Source organism: Streptomyces sp. NPDC052773, from assembly GCF_044547145.1.
Lineage (GTDB): Bacteria > Actinomycetota > Actinomycetes > Streptomycetales > Streptomycetaceae > Streptomyces.
In genome coordinates this window covers 49887-64972 of the sequence record NZ_JBITZX010000020.1, presented here as the reverse complement: position 1 = coordinate 64972, position 15086 = coordinate 49887, and the positions used below count along the sequence as shown (strand labels likewise).

Annotated in this window: 16 protein-coding genes and 1 riboswitch; of the genes, 8 read left to right on the top strand and 8 right to left on the bottom strand. The window is 73.2% G+C overall.

Translation table 11 applies throughout. The features are described 5' to 3' along the window. Positions 1-2 precede the first annotated feature (2 nt). Complete coding sequence (locus ACIG0D_RS32245) at positions 3-632, top strand: TetR/AcrR family transcriptional regulator (protein WP_399808097.1); 630 nt, start codon at positions 3-5, stop codon at positions 630-632. A gap of 400 nt (positions 633-1032) precedes the next feature. Next, complete coding sequence (locus ACIG0D_RS32240; protein ID WP_399808095.1) at positions 1033-2532, top strand: phytoene desaturase family protein; 1500 nt, start codon at positions 1033-1035, stop codon at positions 2530-2532. Positions 2533-2580: 48 nt separating this feature from the next. On the opposite strand, the gene ACIG0D_RS32235 is transcribed toward ACIG0D_RS32240, so the two are convergent. The 6 genes from ACIG0D_RS32235 to ACIG0D_RS32210 form a co-directional block, all read right to left on the bottom strand. Beyond that, the gene (locus ACIG0D_RS32235) at positions 2581-3468 is read right to left on the bottom strand and encodes a hypothetical protein (RefSeq protein WP_399808092.1); all 888 of its coding nucleotides are present in this window, start codon (positions 3466-3468) and stop codon (positions 2581-2583) included. Between the two features lie 56 nt (positions 3469-3524). Then, positions 3525-4448: a methylenetetrahydrofolate reductase [NAD(P)H] gene (metF, locus tag ACIG0D_RS32230; RefSeq protein WP_365764179.1), complete on the bottom strand. Its 924-nt coding sequence runs from the start codon at positions 4446-4448 to the stop codon at positions 3525-3527. Positions 4449-4567: 119 nt separating this feature from the next. Further along, positions 4568-5224 carry a thiamine phosphate synthase gene (gene thiE, locus ACIG0D_RS32225; RefSeq protein ID WP_399808089.1) on the bottom strand — a complete coding sequence of 219 codons (657 nt, stop codon included), beginning with the start codon at positions 5222-5224 and terminating at the stop codon, positions 4568-4570. A 138-nt stretch (positions 5225-5362) separates the two neighbouring features. Beyond that, positions 5363-5728: an Rv2175c family DNA-binding protein gene (locus tag ACIG0D_RS32220; protein ID WP_165999052.1), complete on the bottom strand. Its 366-nt coding sequence runs from the start codon at positions 5726-5728 to the stop codon at positions 5363-5365. 418 nt (positions 5729-6146) lie between these two features. Then, positions 6147-7403, bottom strand: coding sequence for an NAD(P)/FAD-dependent oxidoreductase (locus ACIG0D_RS32215; protein WP_399808086.1), 1257 nt, complete (start codon positions 7401-7403; stop codon positions 6147-6149). A gap of 44 nt (positions 7404-7447) precedes the next feature. Beyond that, entirely contained in the window at positions 7448-7810 is a 363-nt protein-coding gene (locus ACIG0D_RS32210) for a hypothetical protein (RefSeq protein ID WP_399808083.1), read from the bottom strand. 52 nt (positions 7811-7862) lie between these two features. Next, a riboswitch (TPP riboswitch) is annotated at positions 7863-7974 on the top strand. Here ACIG0D_RS32210 and thiO point away from each other — a divergent pair. From thiO to ACIG0D_RS32185, 5 genes are all read left to right on the top strand, one after another. Further along, entirely contained in the window at positions 7972-9222 is a 1251-nt protein-coding gene (thiO, locus tag ACIG0D_RS32205; RefSeq protein WP_399808080.1) for a glycine oxidase ThiO, read from the top strand. (Overlaps the previous riboswitch by 3 nt.) After that, the gene (thiS, locus tag ACIG0D_RS32200) at positions 9219-9419 is read left to right on the top strand and encodes a sulfur carrier protein ThiS (RefSeq protein WP_365764168.1); all 201 of its coding nucleotides are present in this window, start codon (positions 9219-9221) and stop codon (positions 9417-9419) included. The genes thiO and thiS overlap by 4 nt, the downstream gene beginning before the upstream one ends. Before the next feature lie 3 nt (positions 9420-9422). Continuing rightward, the gene (locus tag ACIG0D_RS32195; RefSeq protein ID WP_365764166.1) at positions 9423-10217 is read left to right on the top strand and encodes a thiazole synthase; all 795 of its coding nucleotides are present in this window, start codon (positions 9423-9425) and stop codon (positions 10215-10217) included. A gap of 132 nt (positions 10218-10349) precedes the next feature. After that, a complete protein-coding gene (gene pknB, locus ACIG0D_RS32190; protein WP_399808076.1) occupies positions 10350-12284 on the top strand; it encodes a Stk1 family PASTA domain-containing Ser/Thr kinase in 1935 nt (644 codons plus the stop codon). 89 nt (positions 12285-12373) lie between these two features. Beyond that, positions 12374-13294: a deoxyribonuclease IV gene (locus ACIG0D_RS32185; RefSeq protein WP_399808073.1), complete on the top strand. Its 921-nt coding sequence runs from the start codon at positions 12374-12376 to the stop codon at positions 13292-13294. Between the two features lie 13 nt (positions 13295-13307). On the opposite strand, the gene ACIG0D_RS32180 is transcribed toward ACIG0D_RS32185, so the two are convergent. Then, positions 13308-13940, bottom strand: coding sequence for a sulfite oxidase-like oxidoreductase (locus ACIG0D_RS32180; RefSeq protein ID WP_365764160.1), 633 nt, complete (start codon positions 13938-13940; stop codon positions 13308-13310). A 175-nt stretch (positions 13941-14115) separates the two neighbouring features. Between ACIG0D_RS32180 and bfr the strand changes: the two genes are divergently transcribed. Continuing rightward, the gene (gene bfr, locus ACIG0D_RS32175) at positions 14116-14592 is read left to right on the top strand and encodes a bacterioferritin (protein ID WP_399808069.1); all 477 of its coding nucleotides are present in this window, start codon (positions 14116-14118) and stop codon (positions 14590-14592) included. Positions 14593-14634: 42 nt separating this feature from the next. Here bfr and ACIG0D_RS32170 read toward each other — a convergent pair whose 3' ends face one another. Next, positions 14635-14871: a (2Fe-2S)-binding protein gene (locus ACIG0D_RS32170; protein ID WP_365764156.1), complete on the bottom strand. Its 237-nt coding sequence runs from the start codon at positions 14869-14871 to the stop codon at positions 14635-14637. Positions 14872-15086: the final 215 nt, after the last annotated feature.

Below are 15086 nucleotides of genomic sequence, written 5' to 3'. Positions count from 1 at the left end.
CCATGGAAAGCAGCAGCGCCCCGTCGGGCGGCAGCACCCGCCGCGAGGCCACCCGGCAGAAGCTCTACGAGGCGGCCGTGACCCTCATCGCCGAGCAGGGCTTCTCGGCCACCACGGTCGACGAGATCGCCGAGCGGGCGGGGGTCGCCAAGGGCACCGTGTACTACAACTTCGCCAGCAAGTCGGTCCTCTTCGAGGAGCTGCTGCGGCACGGCGTGGGCCTGCTCACCGCCTCGCTGAAGGAGGCGGCGGAGCAGACCGAGCGCGGCGGCGGCACCCGGGTCGACGCGCTGGACGCGATGATCCGCGCGGGGCTCGGTTTCATCGCCCGGTACCCGGCCTTCACCCAGCTGTACGTGGCGGAGCTGTGGCGCACCAACCGGGCCTGGCAGTCCACCCTCATGGTGGTGCGCCAACAGGTCGTGGCGGTGGTCGAGGACGTGCTCCGCGCGGGCGTGGACAACGGTGAGCTGGCCGAGGAGATCGACATCCCGCTGACCGCGGCGGCGCTGGTGGGCATGGTCCTGGTGGCCGCCCTGGACTGGCAGTCCTTCCAGCCGGAGCGCACCCTCGACGACGTCCACGCGGCGCTGTCCCGGCTGCTCCAGGGACGGGTGAGCGGCCGCCGCTGAGCGCCGCGGAACGGCGAAAGCGCCGGTCCGACGTGGCCGCGTCCCCCGCGGGCCACTGCTCGGACCGGCGCCTTCCGGTTCCCCCGTTTCCCCCGTACGTTCCCCCGTCGGACCCCCGTTTCGGTCGTCCCCCGGGTTCCCCCGTGCCTCGCATCCGCCGACCTGGGCCGGCGGACGGAGCGGATCGAGGGCCGCTCCGTTCCGGCGCCCCGTGTCGCCGGTGCCGGAGCCGCGCCCTCCCTCCGTGCCTCCACTCTCTCGTTCGCGCGGGCCGCTCCCCATCCGCGCGCGTACTCATCTCGGCACCTAGGTACGGATACTCAGCCCTGCGCGTTCGCCCCCAGGCGGGACGGGGGTGCGGCCGGAGTGACTGTCAGTGGTGGCCGATAAAGTCGCAGGCATGGCACGGATTGCGGTGATCGGCGCCGGGATGGGCGCGATGGCGGCCGCCGCCCGGCTGGCCGTCGCGGGCCACCGGGTGGCGGTGTACGAGCGGACGGAGACGTACGGCGGCGCGCTGCGCCGGCGGGAGCGCGACGGCTTCTCCTTCGACACCGGGCCGGGGCTCCTGCCCCTGCCCGCGGTCTACCGCGACCTGTTCGTCAAGACGGGCAAGGAGCCGCTGGAGGCGTGCGTCGAGCTGGTCCAGGTTGACCCCTCGGCGCGCCATGTCTTCCCGGACGGCACGGCGGTCGCGCTGCCGAACGCGTCCCGCGCGGGCGTGGTCGCCGCGCTCGACGAGGCGCTGGGGGCGGGCGCGGGCGACCGCTGGGGCGACTTCCTGGTGCGGGCCCGCGAGGCCTGGGACCGCACCCGCCGGCCGCTGCTGGAGGAGCCCCTGTGGCCGAACTGGCCGGTGCTGGCGGAGAAGGAGCCGTATCCGGCGGTCCCGCACAAGCGGCTGCTGCGCACCCGCCGGGCCGGCACCCTCGCCGAGATCGGCGCCTGGGAGCTGCGCGACGCCCGGCTGGCCGCCCTGCTGGACAGCCACGCCCTCGGGCACGGCCTGGACCCGCGCGTGACCCCGGCGAGCGCGGCGGTCCTGCCGTACATGGAGCACGCCTTCGGCACCTGGTACGTCCGCGGCGGCCTGCGCGAGCTGGCCCGCGCGGTGTACGACCGCTGCCTGGCCCGCCGGGTCGAGTTCCACTTCGGCGCCGAGGTCACGCGGGTGCTGGAGAAGGACGGCCGCGCGGTGGGCGTGGAGCTGGCCGGGGGCGCGGTGGCGGACGCGGACTTCGTGGTCGCCGGGGTCGACCCGGTCACGCTGGCCCGGGTCGCCGAGGGGCTGCCGGTCCGGCGCGCGGGCGAGGTCCCGGCCCGGCAGGGCATGCCGAGCCGCCTCACCGTGCTGCTGGCGCTGCGCGGCGCCCGGCCGGAGGGGACGGCGCACCGGACGGTCGTGCATCCGCGGGACCGGGAGGCCGAGTTGGCCTACGTGTTCGACGGCGGGCCCGGGGCGGAGGCCGAGCCGACGGTCACCGTGCTGCGGCCGGACGACCCGGAGCTGGTCCCGGACGCGGACCACGAGGCGGTCACCCTGACGGCCACCGTCCCGGCGGGGGCCGCCGACGAGGAGCTGCGCCTCCACGCGGAGCGCATGATCGAGGTAGCCGGGCGGGCCGTGCCCGAGCTGCGGGAGCGGCTGCTGTGGCACGAGCTGTGCACCCCGGCCGGCATCGCCGAGGCGACCGGTGCGGCGGACGGGTCCGTCCCGGCGCCGGCGCTGGCGGCCGGCGAGGGGCGGCTGCTGCACCCGGGGAACCTCACGGGGGTCGCGGGGCTGTTCACCGTCGGCGGCTGGTCGCACCCGGGCGGCGGACTGCCGCACGCGGGGATGTCGGGCGCGCTGGTCGCCGGTCTGATCGTGGAGGGGCCGGAGTTCCGCGGCTCGCAGTGAGCCCGCGGCGGGTCCGGGGCGCGCGGTGAGCCCCGGGGAGCACGTCACTCAGAAGCGGTACCGCTCGTCGTAACCCTGACCCTGCGCCTGGCCGTCGCCCGGGTAGCCGTACGGCTGCTCCGGCGGGAGGTCGCCGCCGTACGGGTCGTCGGTGGTGCGCTGCTGCGGGACCCACACCCCGCCGGACGGGGTCTCGCCGCCGTAGCCCCCGGTGTACTGGTCCTGGGCGTAGGCCTGCTGGCCGTACTGGGTGTCGTAGGCGGGGTCGTACGCGGCGCCGCTGTAGGTCTGGGTGCCGATGTACGGGTCGGAGTACGCGGCGTACTGCTGCTGGCCCGCTGTGTCGTAGCCGTACTGCTGCGGGTAGGCGTAGCCGTCGTAGCCGTAGCCCTGGTCGGCGGTCTGCGCGGTGGCCGCGTACTGGTCCTGGGCGTACACGCCGTAGGAGCCGGTCTCGTCGGGCAGCGGCTGCGGCTCGTAGACGGCGGTGGTCTCGGCGGCCGTGGGGGCGGTGGCGGGCCGGGCCGGGGTGAAGACGTCGTCGCGGTCCGGGTCGTCGCCGTAGGAGCCGTCCTCGTCACGCTGCGTGGTGTCGGCGTACTCGCCCGCCTGGAGGTCGGACACCTCGAGGGTGGGGTCCTGGCGGTCCCGGCGGTTGCGCTTGCCGCCGCCGAGGACCGGGCGGGTGGTGACCGCCCAGCCGGCCGCGAAGCCGCGGCGGAACGACAGCGTGACGTAGGTCTGCCCGACCGCGAACGCGGCGGCACCCAGTCCGATCACGACGACGGACGGGATCAGTACACCCACGACGACACCGAGGAAGCCGACGAACGCCAGCAGCCGCCAGCGCAGTCGTGCCTTGTACTGCAGCAGCACTTCGCCGAGCAGCCACAGCGCGACGATGCCGAACGCGATGTAGAGGACCGTCCAGCCCATGTACGCCCCTCTCCCAGTGGCCGCTACGCAGTGTGTCGTACGACCGTGCGACCGGTCTAGGCCTGCGGCGGGTGGTGCAGGCCCAGATTCTCGTAGATTTCCAGCGTCGCCGTGGAGTTGTTGAGCGTGATGAAGTGCAGTCCGGGCACTCCCTCGGCCAGCAGCCGCGCGCAGAACTCCGTGGCGAAGTCGATGCCAATGGAGCGTACAGCGGCGGGATTGTCTTTTGCTGTGAGGATCCGCTCTTTCAGAGCAGCCGGGAAGGCGGCGTTGGTCAGGGACGGGACCCGCTCCAGCGTCTTCACGCTCGCGATGGGCATGACCTCGGGGATGATCGGCGTGTCGCAGCCGGCCGCGGTGACCCGGTCGCGCAGCCGCAGATAGTCCTCCGGGTGGAAGAACATCTGCGTGATGGCGTAGTCGGCGCCCGCGCGGCACTTGTCGACGAAGTGGCGGACGTCGGTGTCCCAGTCGGTGGAGCGCGGGTGCATCGCGGGGAAGGCCGCGACGCCGACGCAGAAGTCGCCGGAGTTCTTGATCAGTTCGACCAGCTCGGCGGCGTAGGTGAGGCCCTGGGGGTGCGGCACCCACTCGCCCATCGGGTCGCCGGGCGGGTCGCCGCGCAGCGCCAGCATGTTGCGGATCCCGGCGTCGGCGTACTGGCCGATGATGTTGCGCAGGTCGGCCACCGAGTGGTCGACCGCGGTGAGGTGGGCGATCGGGGTGAGGGTGGTGTCCGAGGCGATGGCCTCCGTCGCCTTGACGGTGCCGGCGCGGGTGGAGCCGCCGGCGCCGTAGGTCACGGAGACGAAGTCGGGTGCCACGGCCTCGACCCGGCGCAGCGCGTTCCACAGCATCCGCTCGCCCTTCGGGGTCTTCGGGGCGTAGAACTCGAACGAGTACGTCGTCTTGCCGGTCGCGAGCATGTCGCGCACGGTCGGGGCGTGGTCCGACCTGGTGGATGCGGTGCCGAGGGCCATACGGGCAGGTTAGCCAGGGGGCGGGGGTCACCCAACCAGAGTCAGGAGATTTGCCCGTTTTGTGGCTTTACTGTCCACCCCTTGGACAGACCGGCGGACACCGCGACGGAAAACCGCCCCTACGCGTCCCGCAGCCGCTTCGCCAGCTCCGCCGCCGCCGCGCCCGGGTCGTCCGCCTCGGTGATGGCGCGGACCACGACCACTCGGCGGGCGCCCCCGTCCAGGACCTGGTCCAGGTTGGCGAGGTCGATGCCGCCGATGGCGAACCAAGGGCGGTCGGTGCCCAGGGCGGCGGTGTACCGGACCAGGTCGAGGCCGGGGGCGTGGCGGCCGGGCTTGGTGGGGGTGGGCCAGCACGGGCCGGTGCAGAAGTAGTCCACGCCCTCCTGGACGGCGGCCGCGGCCGCCTCGGACTCGGCGTGCGTGGAGCGGCCCATGAGGACGTCGGCGCCGAGGATGGCGCGGGCCGCAGGGACCGGGAGGTCGCCCTGCCCGAGGTGGAGGACGTCGGCGCGGGCGGCGTGGGCGACGTCCGCGCGGTCGTTGACCGCGAGGAGCTTGCCGTGCCGGGCGCAGGCGTCGGCGAAGACCTCCAGGTGCTCCAGTTCCTCGGCGGCCTCCATGCCCTTGTCGCGCAGCTGCACGATGTCGACACCGCCGGCCAGGACCGCGTCCAGGAATTCGGGCAGGTCGCCCTGGCGCTTGCGGGCGTCCGTGCACAGGTAGAGCCGGGCGCCGGCCAGGCGGGCACGGGCGGTGGTGGCGGTGTCGGGCATGGGTGTCCCCCCGTTGTCGGTGGCGTACGGGCCGCGGCCGGGCTGCCGCGGGCGCAGTGAACCACGGCCGTGGCCCCGTGCGCGCCGCGGCCCGTACTCCGGACGGTTGTTCGGACTTGCGTGTTCGGTGTGCTCAGATCAGACGGCGAGCGCCTGGGCCCGGCGCTTCACCTCCGTGCCGCGATTCTCGCTGAGAGCCTGCGCGGGGGTGCCGGGCAGGCTGTCGTCGGGGGTGAAGAGCCACTCCAGCATCTCTTCGTCCGTGAAGCCGTCGTCCCGCAGGAGCGTCAGGGTCCCGGACAGGCCCTTGACGACCTTGTCCCCGTCGATGAAGGCGGCGGGGACGTGCAGCGCGCGGTTCTCACCACGGCGTACGGCGATGAGCTGGCCATCCTTGACCAGCTGCCGCACACGCGTCACCTCGACGCCGAGCTTTTCGGCGATGTCGGGGAGGGTGAGCCAGGCGGGGACGAGAGCATCGATCTTTGCGTCAATCTCGGTCACGTCACTAAGCCTGCCATCCCGGACTGACAGTCGGTACCCAGGGCGGGCGCGGCAGGGCCGACGGAGTGGGCGGCGAGCCCGCCCACGCCCCGGGCGAGGCCCGCCGGTCGCTGCGGGCGAGGCCCGCGGCCCGCTTCGGGCAACGCCCGCGATCCCCTCGGACGAGGTTCGCCGACCGCTTCGGACGGCGCCCACCGACCGCTTCGGACGAGGCCCGCCAGGCACCTCGGACCACGCCCGCCAGGCACCTCGGACCACGCCGCCAACCGCCTCTCGGACCACGCCCGCCAACCGCCTCGGACCACGCCCGCCAACCGCCTCGGACCACGCCCGCCAACCGCCTCGGACCACGCCCGCCAACCGCCTCGGACCAGACCCGCCACCGCCTCGGACCACGCCCGCGCGCCGCCGCCCCGCTCTACGCCGTCGCCGACTTCAGCGGCCGGGACGGGTCCGTGAGCAGCTCCGGGTGCATCGGCGTGCCCGACTCGATCAGGCGGCGGCCCTGGGCGAGGTCGCGGGGACGGCCGACCGCCAGCAGCGCGACCAGGCGCCGCTCGCGCAGCCAGCAGACCGTCCAGGCGGGGCCGGAGGGGTCGCCGCGCCACAGCACGGTGTCGGCGGACGCGTGGTGCCCGGCGTACTGGACGAAGCGGCCGAACTGCTCGGACCAGAAGTACGGGACCGGGTCGTAGACCGCCGGGGCCTCGCCCGTGGCGGCGCCGATGATGTTCGCGGCGACCGTGCGGGGGCCTTGGAGGGCGTTGTCCCAGTGGTGGACCAGCAGGCGCTCGCCGTACCGCGCGGACGGGAAGGACGCGCAGTCGCCGACGGCGTAGACGTCCGGCGCGGAGGTGCGCAGATGGGCGTCCGCCACGACCTCCCCCTGGGCCCCCAGCTCGATGCCGGAGCCCGTCAGCCAGGCGGTGGCGGGGCGGGCGCCGATACCGACGACGACGGCCCCGGCGGGCAGCCGTGTCCCGTCGTCGAGGACCACCGCGCCGGGCTCGACGCGCGCCACACGCGCGCGGGTGCGCAGTTCGGCGCCGGCGTCGGCGTACCAGGCCGCCATCGGGGCCGCGACCTCGGCGGGCAGCGCGCCCGCGAGGGGACGGTCCGCGGCCTCCACGACCGTCACCGCGCAGCCCGCCTCCCGCGCGGCCGTGGCGAACTCCGCGCCGATCCAGCCCGCGCCGACGACCACGATGTCGTGCTGCCGGCCGAGCACCGGCCGCAGCCGTTCGGCGTCGTCCAGGGTGCGCAGCAGATGCACGCCCGGCACCCCTTCGGCGCCCGGCAGCCGGATCGGTTCGGCACCCGTGGCGACGACGAGCACGTCGTACGGCACGGGCCCGGCCTCGGTGTCCAGCTCGTGATCGGCGGGGCGCGCCCCCGTCACCTCGCGCCCGAGGTGGAGTTCGATGCCGAGCGCCTCGAAGTCGACGTCGAAGGCGGAGCCCTCGGCCGTGCCGAGCAGGACGGCCTTGGACAGCGGCGGCCGGTCGTACGGCTGGTGGGGCTCCGCGCCGATCAGCGTCACCGTGCCGGTGAAACCCTGCTCCCGCAGGGCGACCGCGGTCTGCACACCGGCCATGCCGGCGCCCGCCACGACCACCCGCCGCGGTGCGGACGCCTCCCGGTCCCGCGTGCCCCGTTCCTGCGTCTGCTCGCTCACCTGATCACCATAGACGTCACCATAGACACCTGACGTTCCGTCAGTCACCGCTCGTGCGCCGTGACCTGCTCCACAACGCTGGTCCCGCTGCCCTCCTGGGACTCCCACTCCCAGGTCTCCTCCAGCCGCACCCGCCCGTCGGGCAGCTCCACGACCCGGGACACGCAGTGCCCGCAGGACGTCGTCCCGTCGTGCTTGAGCTGGACGTACCGGAAGTCCAGCCGGTCGCCCCGCCGGGTACCGACGAGATACCCGCGCGCGATGTCGCCGCCCTCGTAGTCGGCCCAGATCTCGCCGTCCCGCTCGTGGTAGCGGAACCGGGTGCGGGTGCCCACCTGGCCGGGGGCCTGGTCGGCGACGGGAGCGAGGACGAGACCGTCGAGGGATCGGTGGGGCGGGCGGGCCACGGGCGGAGGCTCCCTTACTGAGACATACGGCGTCGGGCTAGGGTGGCCAACGTAAAGCACTCGCGGGAGCCCGGACGCACCGGGCTGAGAGGGAGGCTGGCGGCCTCCGACCGTACGAACCTGATCCGGGTCATGCCGGCGAAGGGAGGGGCTGGACGCCCATGTCGCGTACGTCCGACACATCCGACGTCGTCTCCGACGTCACGTCCGAAGCGGCCCCCGACGTTCTGGTCGTCGGGGGCGGGATCATCGGTCTGGTCACGGCCTGGCGGGCCGCGCAGCGCGGATTCGCCACGGCGGTGCTGGACCCCGAACCGGGCGGCGGGGCCGCCCAGGTGGCGGCCGGGATGCTCGCCGCCGTCACCGAACTGCACTACGGCGAGGAGACCCTGCTCGGCCTGAACCTGGCCTCGGCGCGCCGCTACCCGGAGTTCGCGGCCGAGCTGACCGACCTCACCGGGCACGACCTCGGCTACCGCCGGTGCGGCACGCTCGCCGTCGCCCTGGACGCCGACGACCGCGCCCACCTGCGCGAACTGCACACCCTGCAACGGGAGTCGGGGCTCGAGTCCGAGTGGCTGTCGGGGCGCGAGTGCCGGCGCCTGGAGCCGATGCTCGCGCCCGGCGTGCGCGGGGGCCTGCGGGTCGACGGCGACCACCAGATCGACCCGCGGCGGCTCGCGGCCGCCCTGGTCGCCGCCTGCGAGCGCTCCGGGGTGGTGTTCCACCGCGTGCGCGCGGAGCGGCTCACCGTCGTACGGGACCGTGCCACGGGCGTGGTCACCGAGGACGGCACCGCGCTGGCCGCCGGGCAGGTGGTGCTCGCCGCCGGCAGTCTCAGCGGGCGCCTGGCGGGCGTCCCGGACACCGTGGTGCCGCCGGTGCGGCCGGTGAAGGGGCAGGTGGTGCGGCTGACCGTGCCCGCGCGGTACGCGCCGTTCCTGAGCCGGACCGTGCGGGCCGTGGTCCGCGGCAGCCATGTCTACCTGGTGCCGCGCGAGAACGGCGAGCTGGTGGTCGGCGCGACCAGCGAGGAGCTGGGCTGGGACACCACCGTGACCGCGGGCGGCGTCTACGAGCTGCTGCGCGACGCCCACGAGCTGGTGCCGGGCATCACCGAGCTGCCGCTGACGGAGACCCGCGCGGGACTGCGCCCCGGCTCCCCCGACAACGCGCCGCTGCTCGGCCCGACCGACCTGGACGGGCTGCTGCTGGCCACCGGCCACTACCGCAACGGGGTGCTGCTGACCCCGGTGACCGGCGACGCGCTGGCGCACGCCCTGGCCACCGGCGAACTGCCCGAGGAGGCCCGCCCGTTCACGCCGAAGCGTTTCACCTCCGGGACCGCGGAGCAGCCCGCGCTCACGCGGCCCGATGCCTCGCACCCCGCACTCACGGAGCAGTCCGCATGAACATCTCGGTCAACGGCGAGGCCCGCGAGGTCGCGCCCGGCACGGCGCTCGACGCCGTCGTCCGCTCGCTCACCGCGGCGCCCTCCGGCGTGGCCGCCGCCCTCAACGAAACCGTCGTCCCGCGCGGACAGTGGGCGACGACCGCGCTCTCCGACGGAGACCGCGTCGAAGTCCTCACCGCCGTCCAAGGAGGCTGACCCATGGCCGACGACCCCTTCGTCCTCGGTGGTACGACCTTCACGTCCCGGCTGATCATGGGCACCGGCGGCGCGCCCAGCCTGGAGGTCCTGGAGCGTGCCCTGGTGGCGTCCGGGACCGAGCTGACGACGGTCGCGATGCGGCGGGTGAACCCCGACGTGCACGGCTCGGTGCTGTCCGTGCTGGACAAGCTGGGCATCCGGGTGCTGCCGAACACCGCGGGCTGCTTCACCGCCGGCGAGGCGGTGCTCACCGCGCGGCTGGCGCGGGAGGCGCTGGGCACGGACCTGATCAAGCTGGAGGTCATCGCCGACGAGCGCACCCTGCTGCCGGACCCGATCGAGCTGCTGGAGGCCGCGGAGACACTGGTCGACGACGGCTTCACCGTGCTGCCGTACACCAACGACGACCCGGTGCTGGCGCGCAGGCTGGAGGACGTGGGCTGCGCGGCGATCATGCCGCTCGGCTCCCCCATCGGCTCCGGGCTCGGCATCCGCAATCCGCACAATTTCCAGCTGATCGTCGAGCACGCGCGCGTACCGGTGATCCTGGACGCGGGCGCCGGGACGGCGTCCGACGCCGCGCTCGCCATGGAGCTGGGCTGCGCCGGTGTGATGCTCGCCTCGGCGGTCACCCGCGCCCAGCAGCCGGTGCTGATGGCGGAGGCCATGCGGCACGCGGTCGAGGCGGGCCGGCTGGCCCACCGCGCGGGCCGTATCCCCCGCCGCCATTTCGCGGAGGCGTCCTCCCCTACGGAGGGCCGGGCCGACCTCGACCCGGAGCGCCCGGCGTTCTGAGAGCCCGCCTTCGCGCCCGCCCGGCCGCGCTGAGCAGCACGGCCCCGGGGACGGTCACAGCTCTGCTGCAGTCCGCCCCCGGGGCCCCTGAGGCGGCGGGCGGTGTCGGTGGCGGCTCGTAGACTCACCTGCGTGGACACGACCCTTCAGGACCCTCTGGTCGGGCAGCTGCTCGACGGCCGTTATCGCGTCGACGCGCGGATCGCGGTCGGCGGGATGGCCACGGTCTACCGGGCCGTGGACACCCGCCTCGACCGCGTGCTCGCGCTGAAGGTCATGCACCCCACGCTGGCGGCCGACGCGTCGTTCGTGGACCGGTTCATCCGGGAGGCCAAGTCGGTCGCCCGGCTGGCCCACCCCAACGTGGTGCAGGTCTTCGACCAGGGCACCGACGGGTCGTACGTCTATCTGGCCATGGAGTACGTCGCCGGGTGCACCCTGCGTGACGTGCTGCGCGAGCGCGGGGCGCTCCAGCCGCGGGCCGCGCTGGACATCCTGGAGCCGGTGCTGGCCGCGCTCGGCGCCGCGCACCGCGCGGGGTTCGTGCACCGGGACATGAAGCCGGAGAACGTCCTCATAGGGGACGACGGCCGGGTGAAGGTCGCCGACTTCGGACTGGTCCGCTCCGTCGACACCGTCACCAGCACCACCGGCGCCGTCCTCGGCACGGTCTCCTACCTGGCCCCCGAGCAGATCGAGCACGGCACCGCCGACCCCCGCGTGGACGTCTACGCCTGCGGCGTGATGCTGTACGAGATGCTGACGGGCGGCAAGCCGCACACCGGCGAGACCCCGGCCCAGGTGCTGTACCAGCACCTCCACGAGGACGTCCCGCCGCCCTCGGCGGCCGTCCCGGGCCTGCCGTACGAGCTGGACGAGCTGGTCGCCTCGGCGACCGCGCGCACCCCGGACATGCGTCCGCACGACGCGGTGGCGCTGCTCGCCCAGGCCCGCGAGGCCCGCGCCGCGCTGAGCGTGGACCAGCTCGACGCGGTCCCGCCGCAGGCGCTGGCGGCGGAGCACGACAACGCGGAGGACCGCACGAGCGTGATCCCGCGCGCGCTGACCTCCCCCCTGCGCCTGCTGCCGGTCGGCGGGGACGACGAGGACACCGCGCCGCCGGTCGACCGGACCAGCCGACTGGAGCGTCCGCCCGCCCCGGCGCCCCGGCGCCGCCCCCGGCCGCCGCGCACGGTGGTCACGATCGTCGCCGCCGTCCTGCTGGTGCTCGGCCTCGGCGCGGGCGTCTGGTACATCAACTCCGGGCAGTTCACCCGGGTCCCCGCGGTGCTGGGCAAGACGCAGGAGCAGGCCGAGCAGCGGCTCACCGACGCCGGTCTGGAGGTCGGCGACGTCGAGCAGGCCTACAGCGACACGGTCAAGCGGGGCACCATCATCAGCACGGACCCCGAGCCGGGCAGCCGCATACGGCAGAACGACTCGGTGTCGCTGACCGTCTCCAGAGGCCCGCAGACGGTGAAGGTGCCGAACCTGGCGGGCTACCGCCTGGACAAGGCGCGGGACGTGCTCGAGGACGAGGGCCTGGAGCCGGGCATGGTCACCCGGCGGTTCAGCGACGACGTGGAGCGGGGCTTCGTGATCGGCACCGAACCGGTCGCGGGCACCGAGCGCAAGGCGGGCTCCGCGATCGCGCTCACCGTCAGCAAGGGCAGCCCGGTCGACGTCCCGGACGTCGTCGGGCAGGACCTCGCCGACGCGCGGGAGCGGCTCGAGGAGGCCGGGCTGAAGGTCCGGGTCGCCGAGCGGCAGGTGCACTCGGAGTACGAGCAGGGCCAGGTGGCCCGGCAGTCCCCGGGCGCCGACGGCCGGGCCGCCGAGGGCGACACGGTGACCCTCACGGTGTCCAAGGGCCCGGTGATGATCGAGGTCCCGGACGTGGTCGGGGACAGCGTCGACGAGGCGAAGGACAAGCTGGAGGGCGCCGGTTTCCAGGTCGACGAGGACCGCGGCCTGCTGGGCCTGTTCGGCGACACGGTCGAGGAGCAGTCGGTGGCGGGCGGCGAGAGGGCGCCCGAGGGCTCGACGATCACGATCACCATCCGCTGATCCTCCGCCGGCCATCCGCTGACGAGGCGTCGCTCACACCGGCCGCCCGGCGGCGAGGGGCGCGGGAAGCGCCATGACACCCTGAACGGGTGAAGAGTGAACTTCCCGGCTCCCTCCGCGATCTTCCCGGCTCCGCCCACGACCGTCCCGGCCGCCCGCGCAACCCCGTCGGCAGCCACGTCCCCGTGGCCGGTGGCCTCAGCTCCGTGGGTCTGTCGTACGCCCGCGAGATCGGTGCCGAGACCGTGCAGGTCTTCGTGGCCAACCCGCGGGGCTGGGCCACCCCGGCCGGCAACGCGCGGCAGGACGAGGAGTTCCGGGCGGCGTGCGCGGCGGAGTCGGTCCCGGCGTACGTCCACGCGCCGTATCTGATCAACTTCGGCTCGCACACCGAGGCGACCGTGGAGCGGTCGGTGGAGTCGCTGCGGCACTCGCTGCGGCGCGGGCGGGAGATCGGCGCGCTCGGTGTGGTGGTGCACACCGGCAGCGCGACCGGTGGCCGGGACCGGTCGGTGGCGCTGAAGCAGGTGCGCGAGCACATGCTGCCGCTGCTGGACGAGCTGACCCACGACGACGACCCGTTCCTGCTGCTGGAGTCGACGGCCGGCCAGGGCTCCTCGCTCTGCTCGCGGACCTGGGACTTCGAGCCGTACTTCGAGGCGCTGGACGCGCATCCGAAGCTGGGCGTGTGCCTGGACACCTGCCACATCTTCGCCGCCGGGCACGATCTGACCGGTCCGAGCGGGATGCACCAGACGCTCGATCTGCTGGTGGAGACGGTCGGCGAGGGCCGGCTGAAACTGATCCACGCCAACGACTCCAAGGACGTCGTCGGCGCGCACAAGGACCGGCACGCGAACATCGGCGCCGGTCACATCGGCGAGGACCCGTTCCGGGCGCTGATGACGCACCCCGCCACCGAGGGCGTCCCGCTGATCATCGAGACGCCCGGCGGCAAGGAGGGGCACGCGGCGGACGTGGAGCGGCTGAAGAAGCTGCGGGAGATCTGAGGAGAAGCGCCGGTCAGAGCTCGGGGCCGTCCCCGGGCTCCTCCTGGTAGGAGTAGCGCTGTTCCTTCCAGGGGTCGCCGATGTTGTGGTAGCCGCGCTCCTCCCAGAAGCCGCGGCGGTCGGCGGTCATGTACTCCACGCCGCGGACCCACTTGGGGCCCTTCCAGGCGTACAGGTGCGGCACGACCAGGCGCAGCGGGAAGCCGTGCTCGGCGGTGAGCAGCTCGCCGTCCTTGTGGGTGGCGAAGATCGTGCGCTCGGCGGCGAAGTCGGACAGCCGCAGATTCGAGCTGAAGCCGTACTCCGCCCATACCATCACATGGGTGACGTTCTCGGCGGGCGGAGCGATCTCCAGAATGGTCCGCGCGGGGATTCCGCCCCACTCCGCGCCCAGCATGCTGAACTTCGTCACGCAGTGCAGATCGGCCACCACCGTGGTGTACGGCAGGGCCGTGAACTCCTCGTGGGTCCAGCAGTGCTTCTCGCCGTCGGCGGTGGCCCCGAAGACCCTGAACTCCCAGCGCTCGGGCCGGAACTTGGGCACCGGGCCGTAGTGCGTGACCGGCCAGCCGCGCTGCACTCGCTGCCCCGGCGGAAGCTCGGACCGTGCTGCTTCTCCTGTTTCGCGCTCCACCGGATGACCCATGTCTCCATCCTGACAGACACCGACCGGTGCACATGACCAGGCAGGTCCACAAACGGGCAACTAGCACTAAGCATGCACTTACTTACTAAGTACGCACTTACTGGACGATCTTCGACGGCCGGTGCAATCATGCGGCGCAACCTGCCAGTTCCCCCGCGCGGAAGGAGCCTCTGCGATGCAGGGCGACCCCGAGGTCCTCGAATTCCTCAACGAGCAGCTGACCGGCGAGCTGACGGCGATCAACCAGTACTGGCTGCACTACCGGATCCAGGACAACAAAGGCTGGACCAAGCTCGCCAAGTACACGCGTGAAGAGTCCATCGACGAGATGAAGCACGCGGACAAGATCACCGAACGCATCCTCATGCTGGACGGGCTGCCGAACTACCAGCGCCTGTTCCATGTGCGGGTCGGGCAGACGGTGACCGAGATGTTCCAGGCCGACCGGCAGATCGAGGTGGAGGCGATCGACCGCCTCAAGCGGGGCATCGAGGTGATGCGCGCGAAGGGCGACATCACGTCGGCGAACCTCTTCGAGTCGATCCTCGAGGACGAGGAGCACCACATCGACTACCTGGACACCCAGCTGGAGCTGATCGACAAGATCGGTGAGGCGCTGTACATCGCGCAGCAGATCGAGCAGCCGAGCTAGGGCCTGCCGTCTGGATCACGCCGGGCGGACCGGGCGGGCGGGTCAGGCGGCGGCTTCGCTGATCTCCGAGAGGACCGGCTTGCCCTGGTCGGCGAGGTCGCGGCGGGGGCAGGAGCCCCGGCCCAGGAGTGCCTGGATACGGCGCACGCACGATCCGCAGTCGGTGCCCGCCTTGCAGGCGGAGGCTATCTGGCGAGGGGTGCAGGCGCCGTTCTCCGCGTGCTGCTTCACCTGCTGCTCGGTGACGCCGAAGCAAGAGCAGACGTACACGCGGTTCACCTCCCGCCGGGATCGAGTCGTGATGCCATCCCCGTGATCGGTGAGGCAAACCTAACCTTACCCATCGCGCAGAGGACGCAAAAGCGGAGTGGGGGGGGGGGGGGGGGGGGTGGGGGCCCCCCCCCCCCCCCCGACCGAAACACGATAAAGACATGCCCCGAGACCGGCCCACGTACAAAATAATACCGACAAAACAAGGGGCGGGCAAGATCACC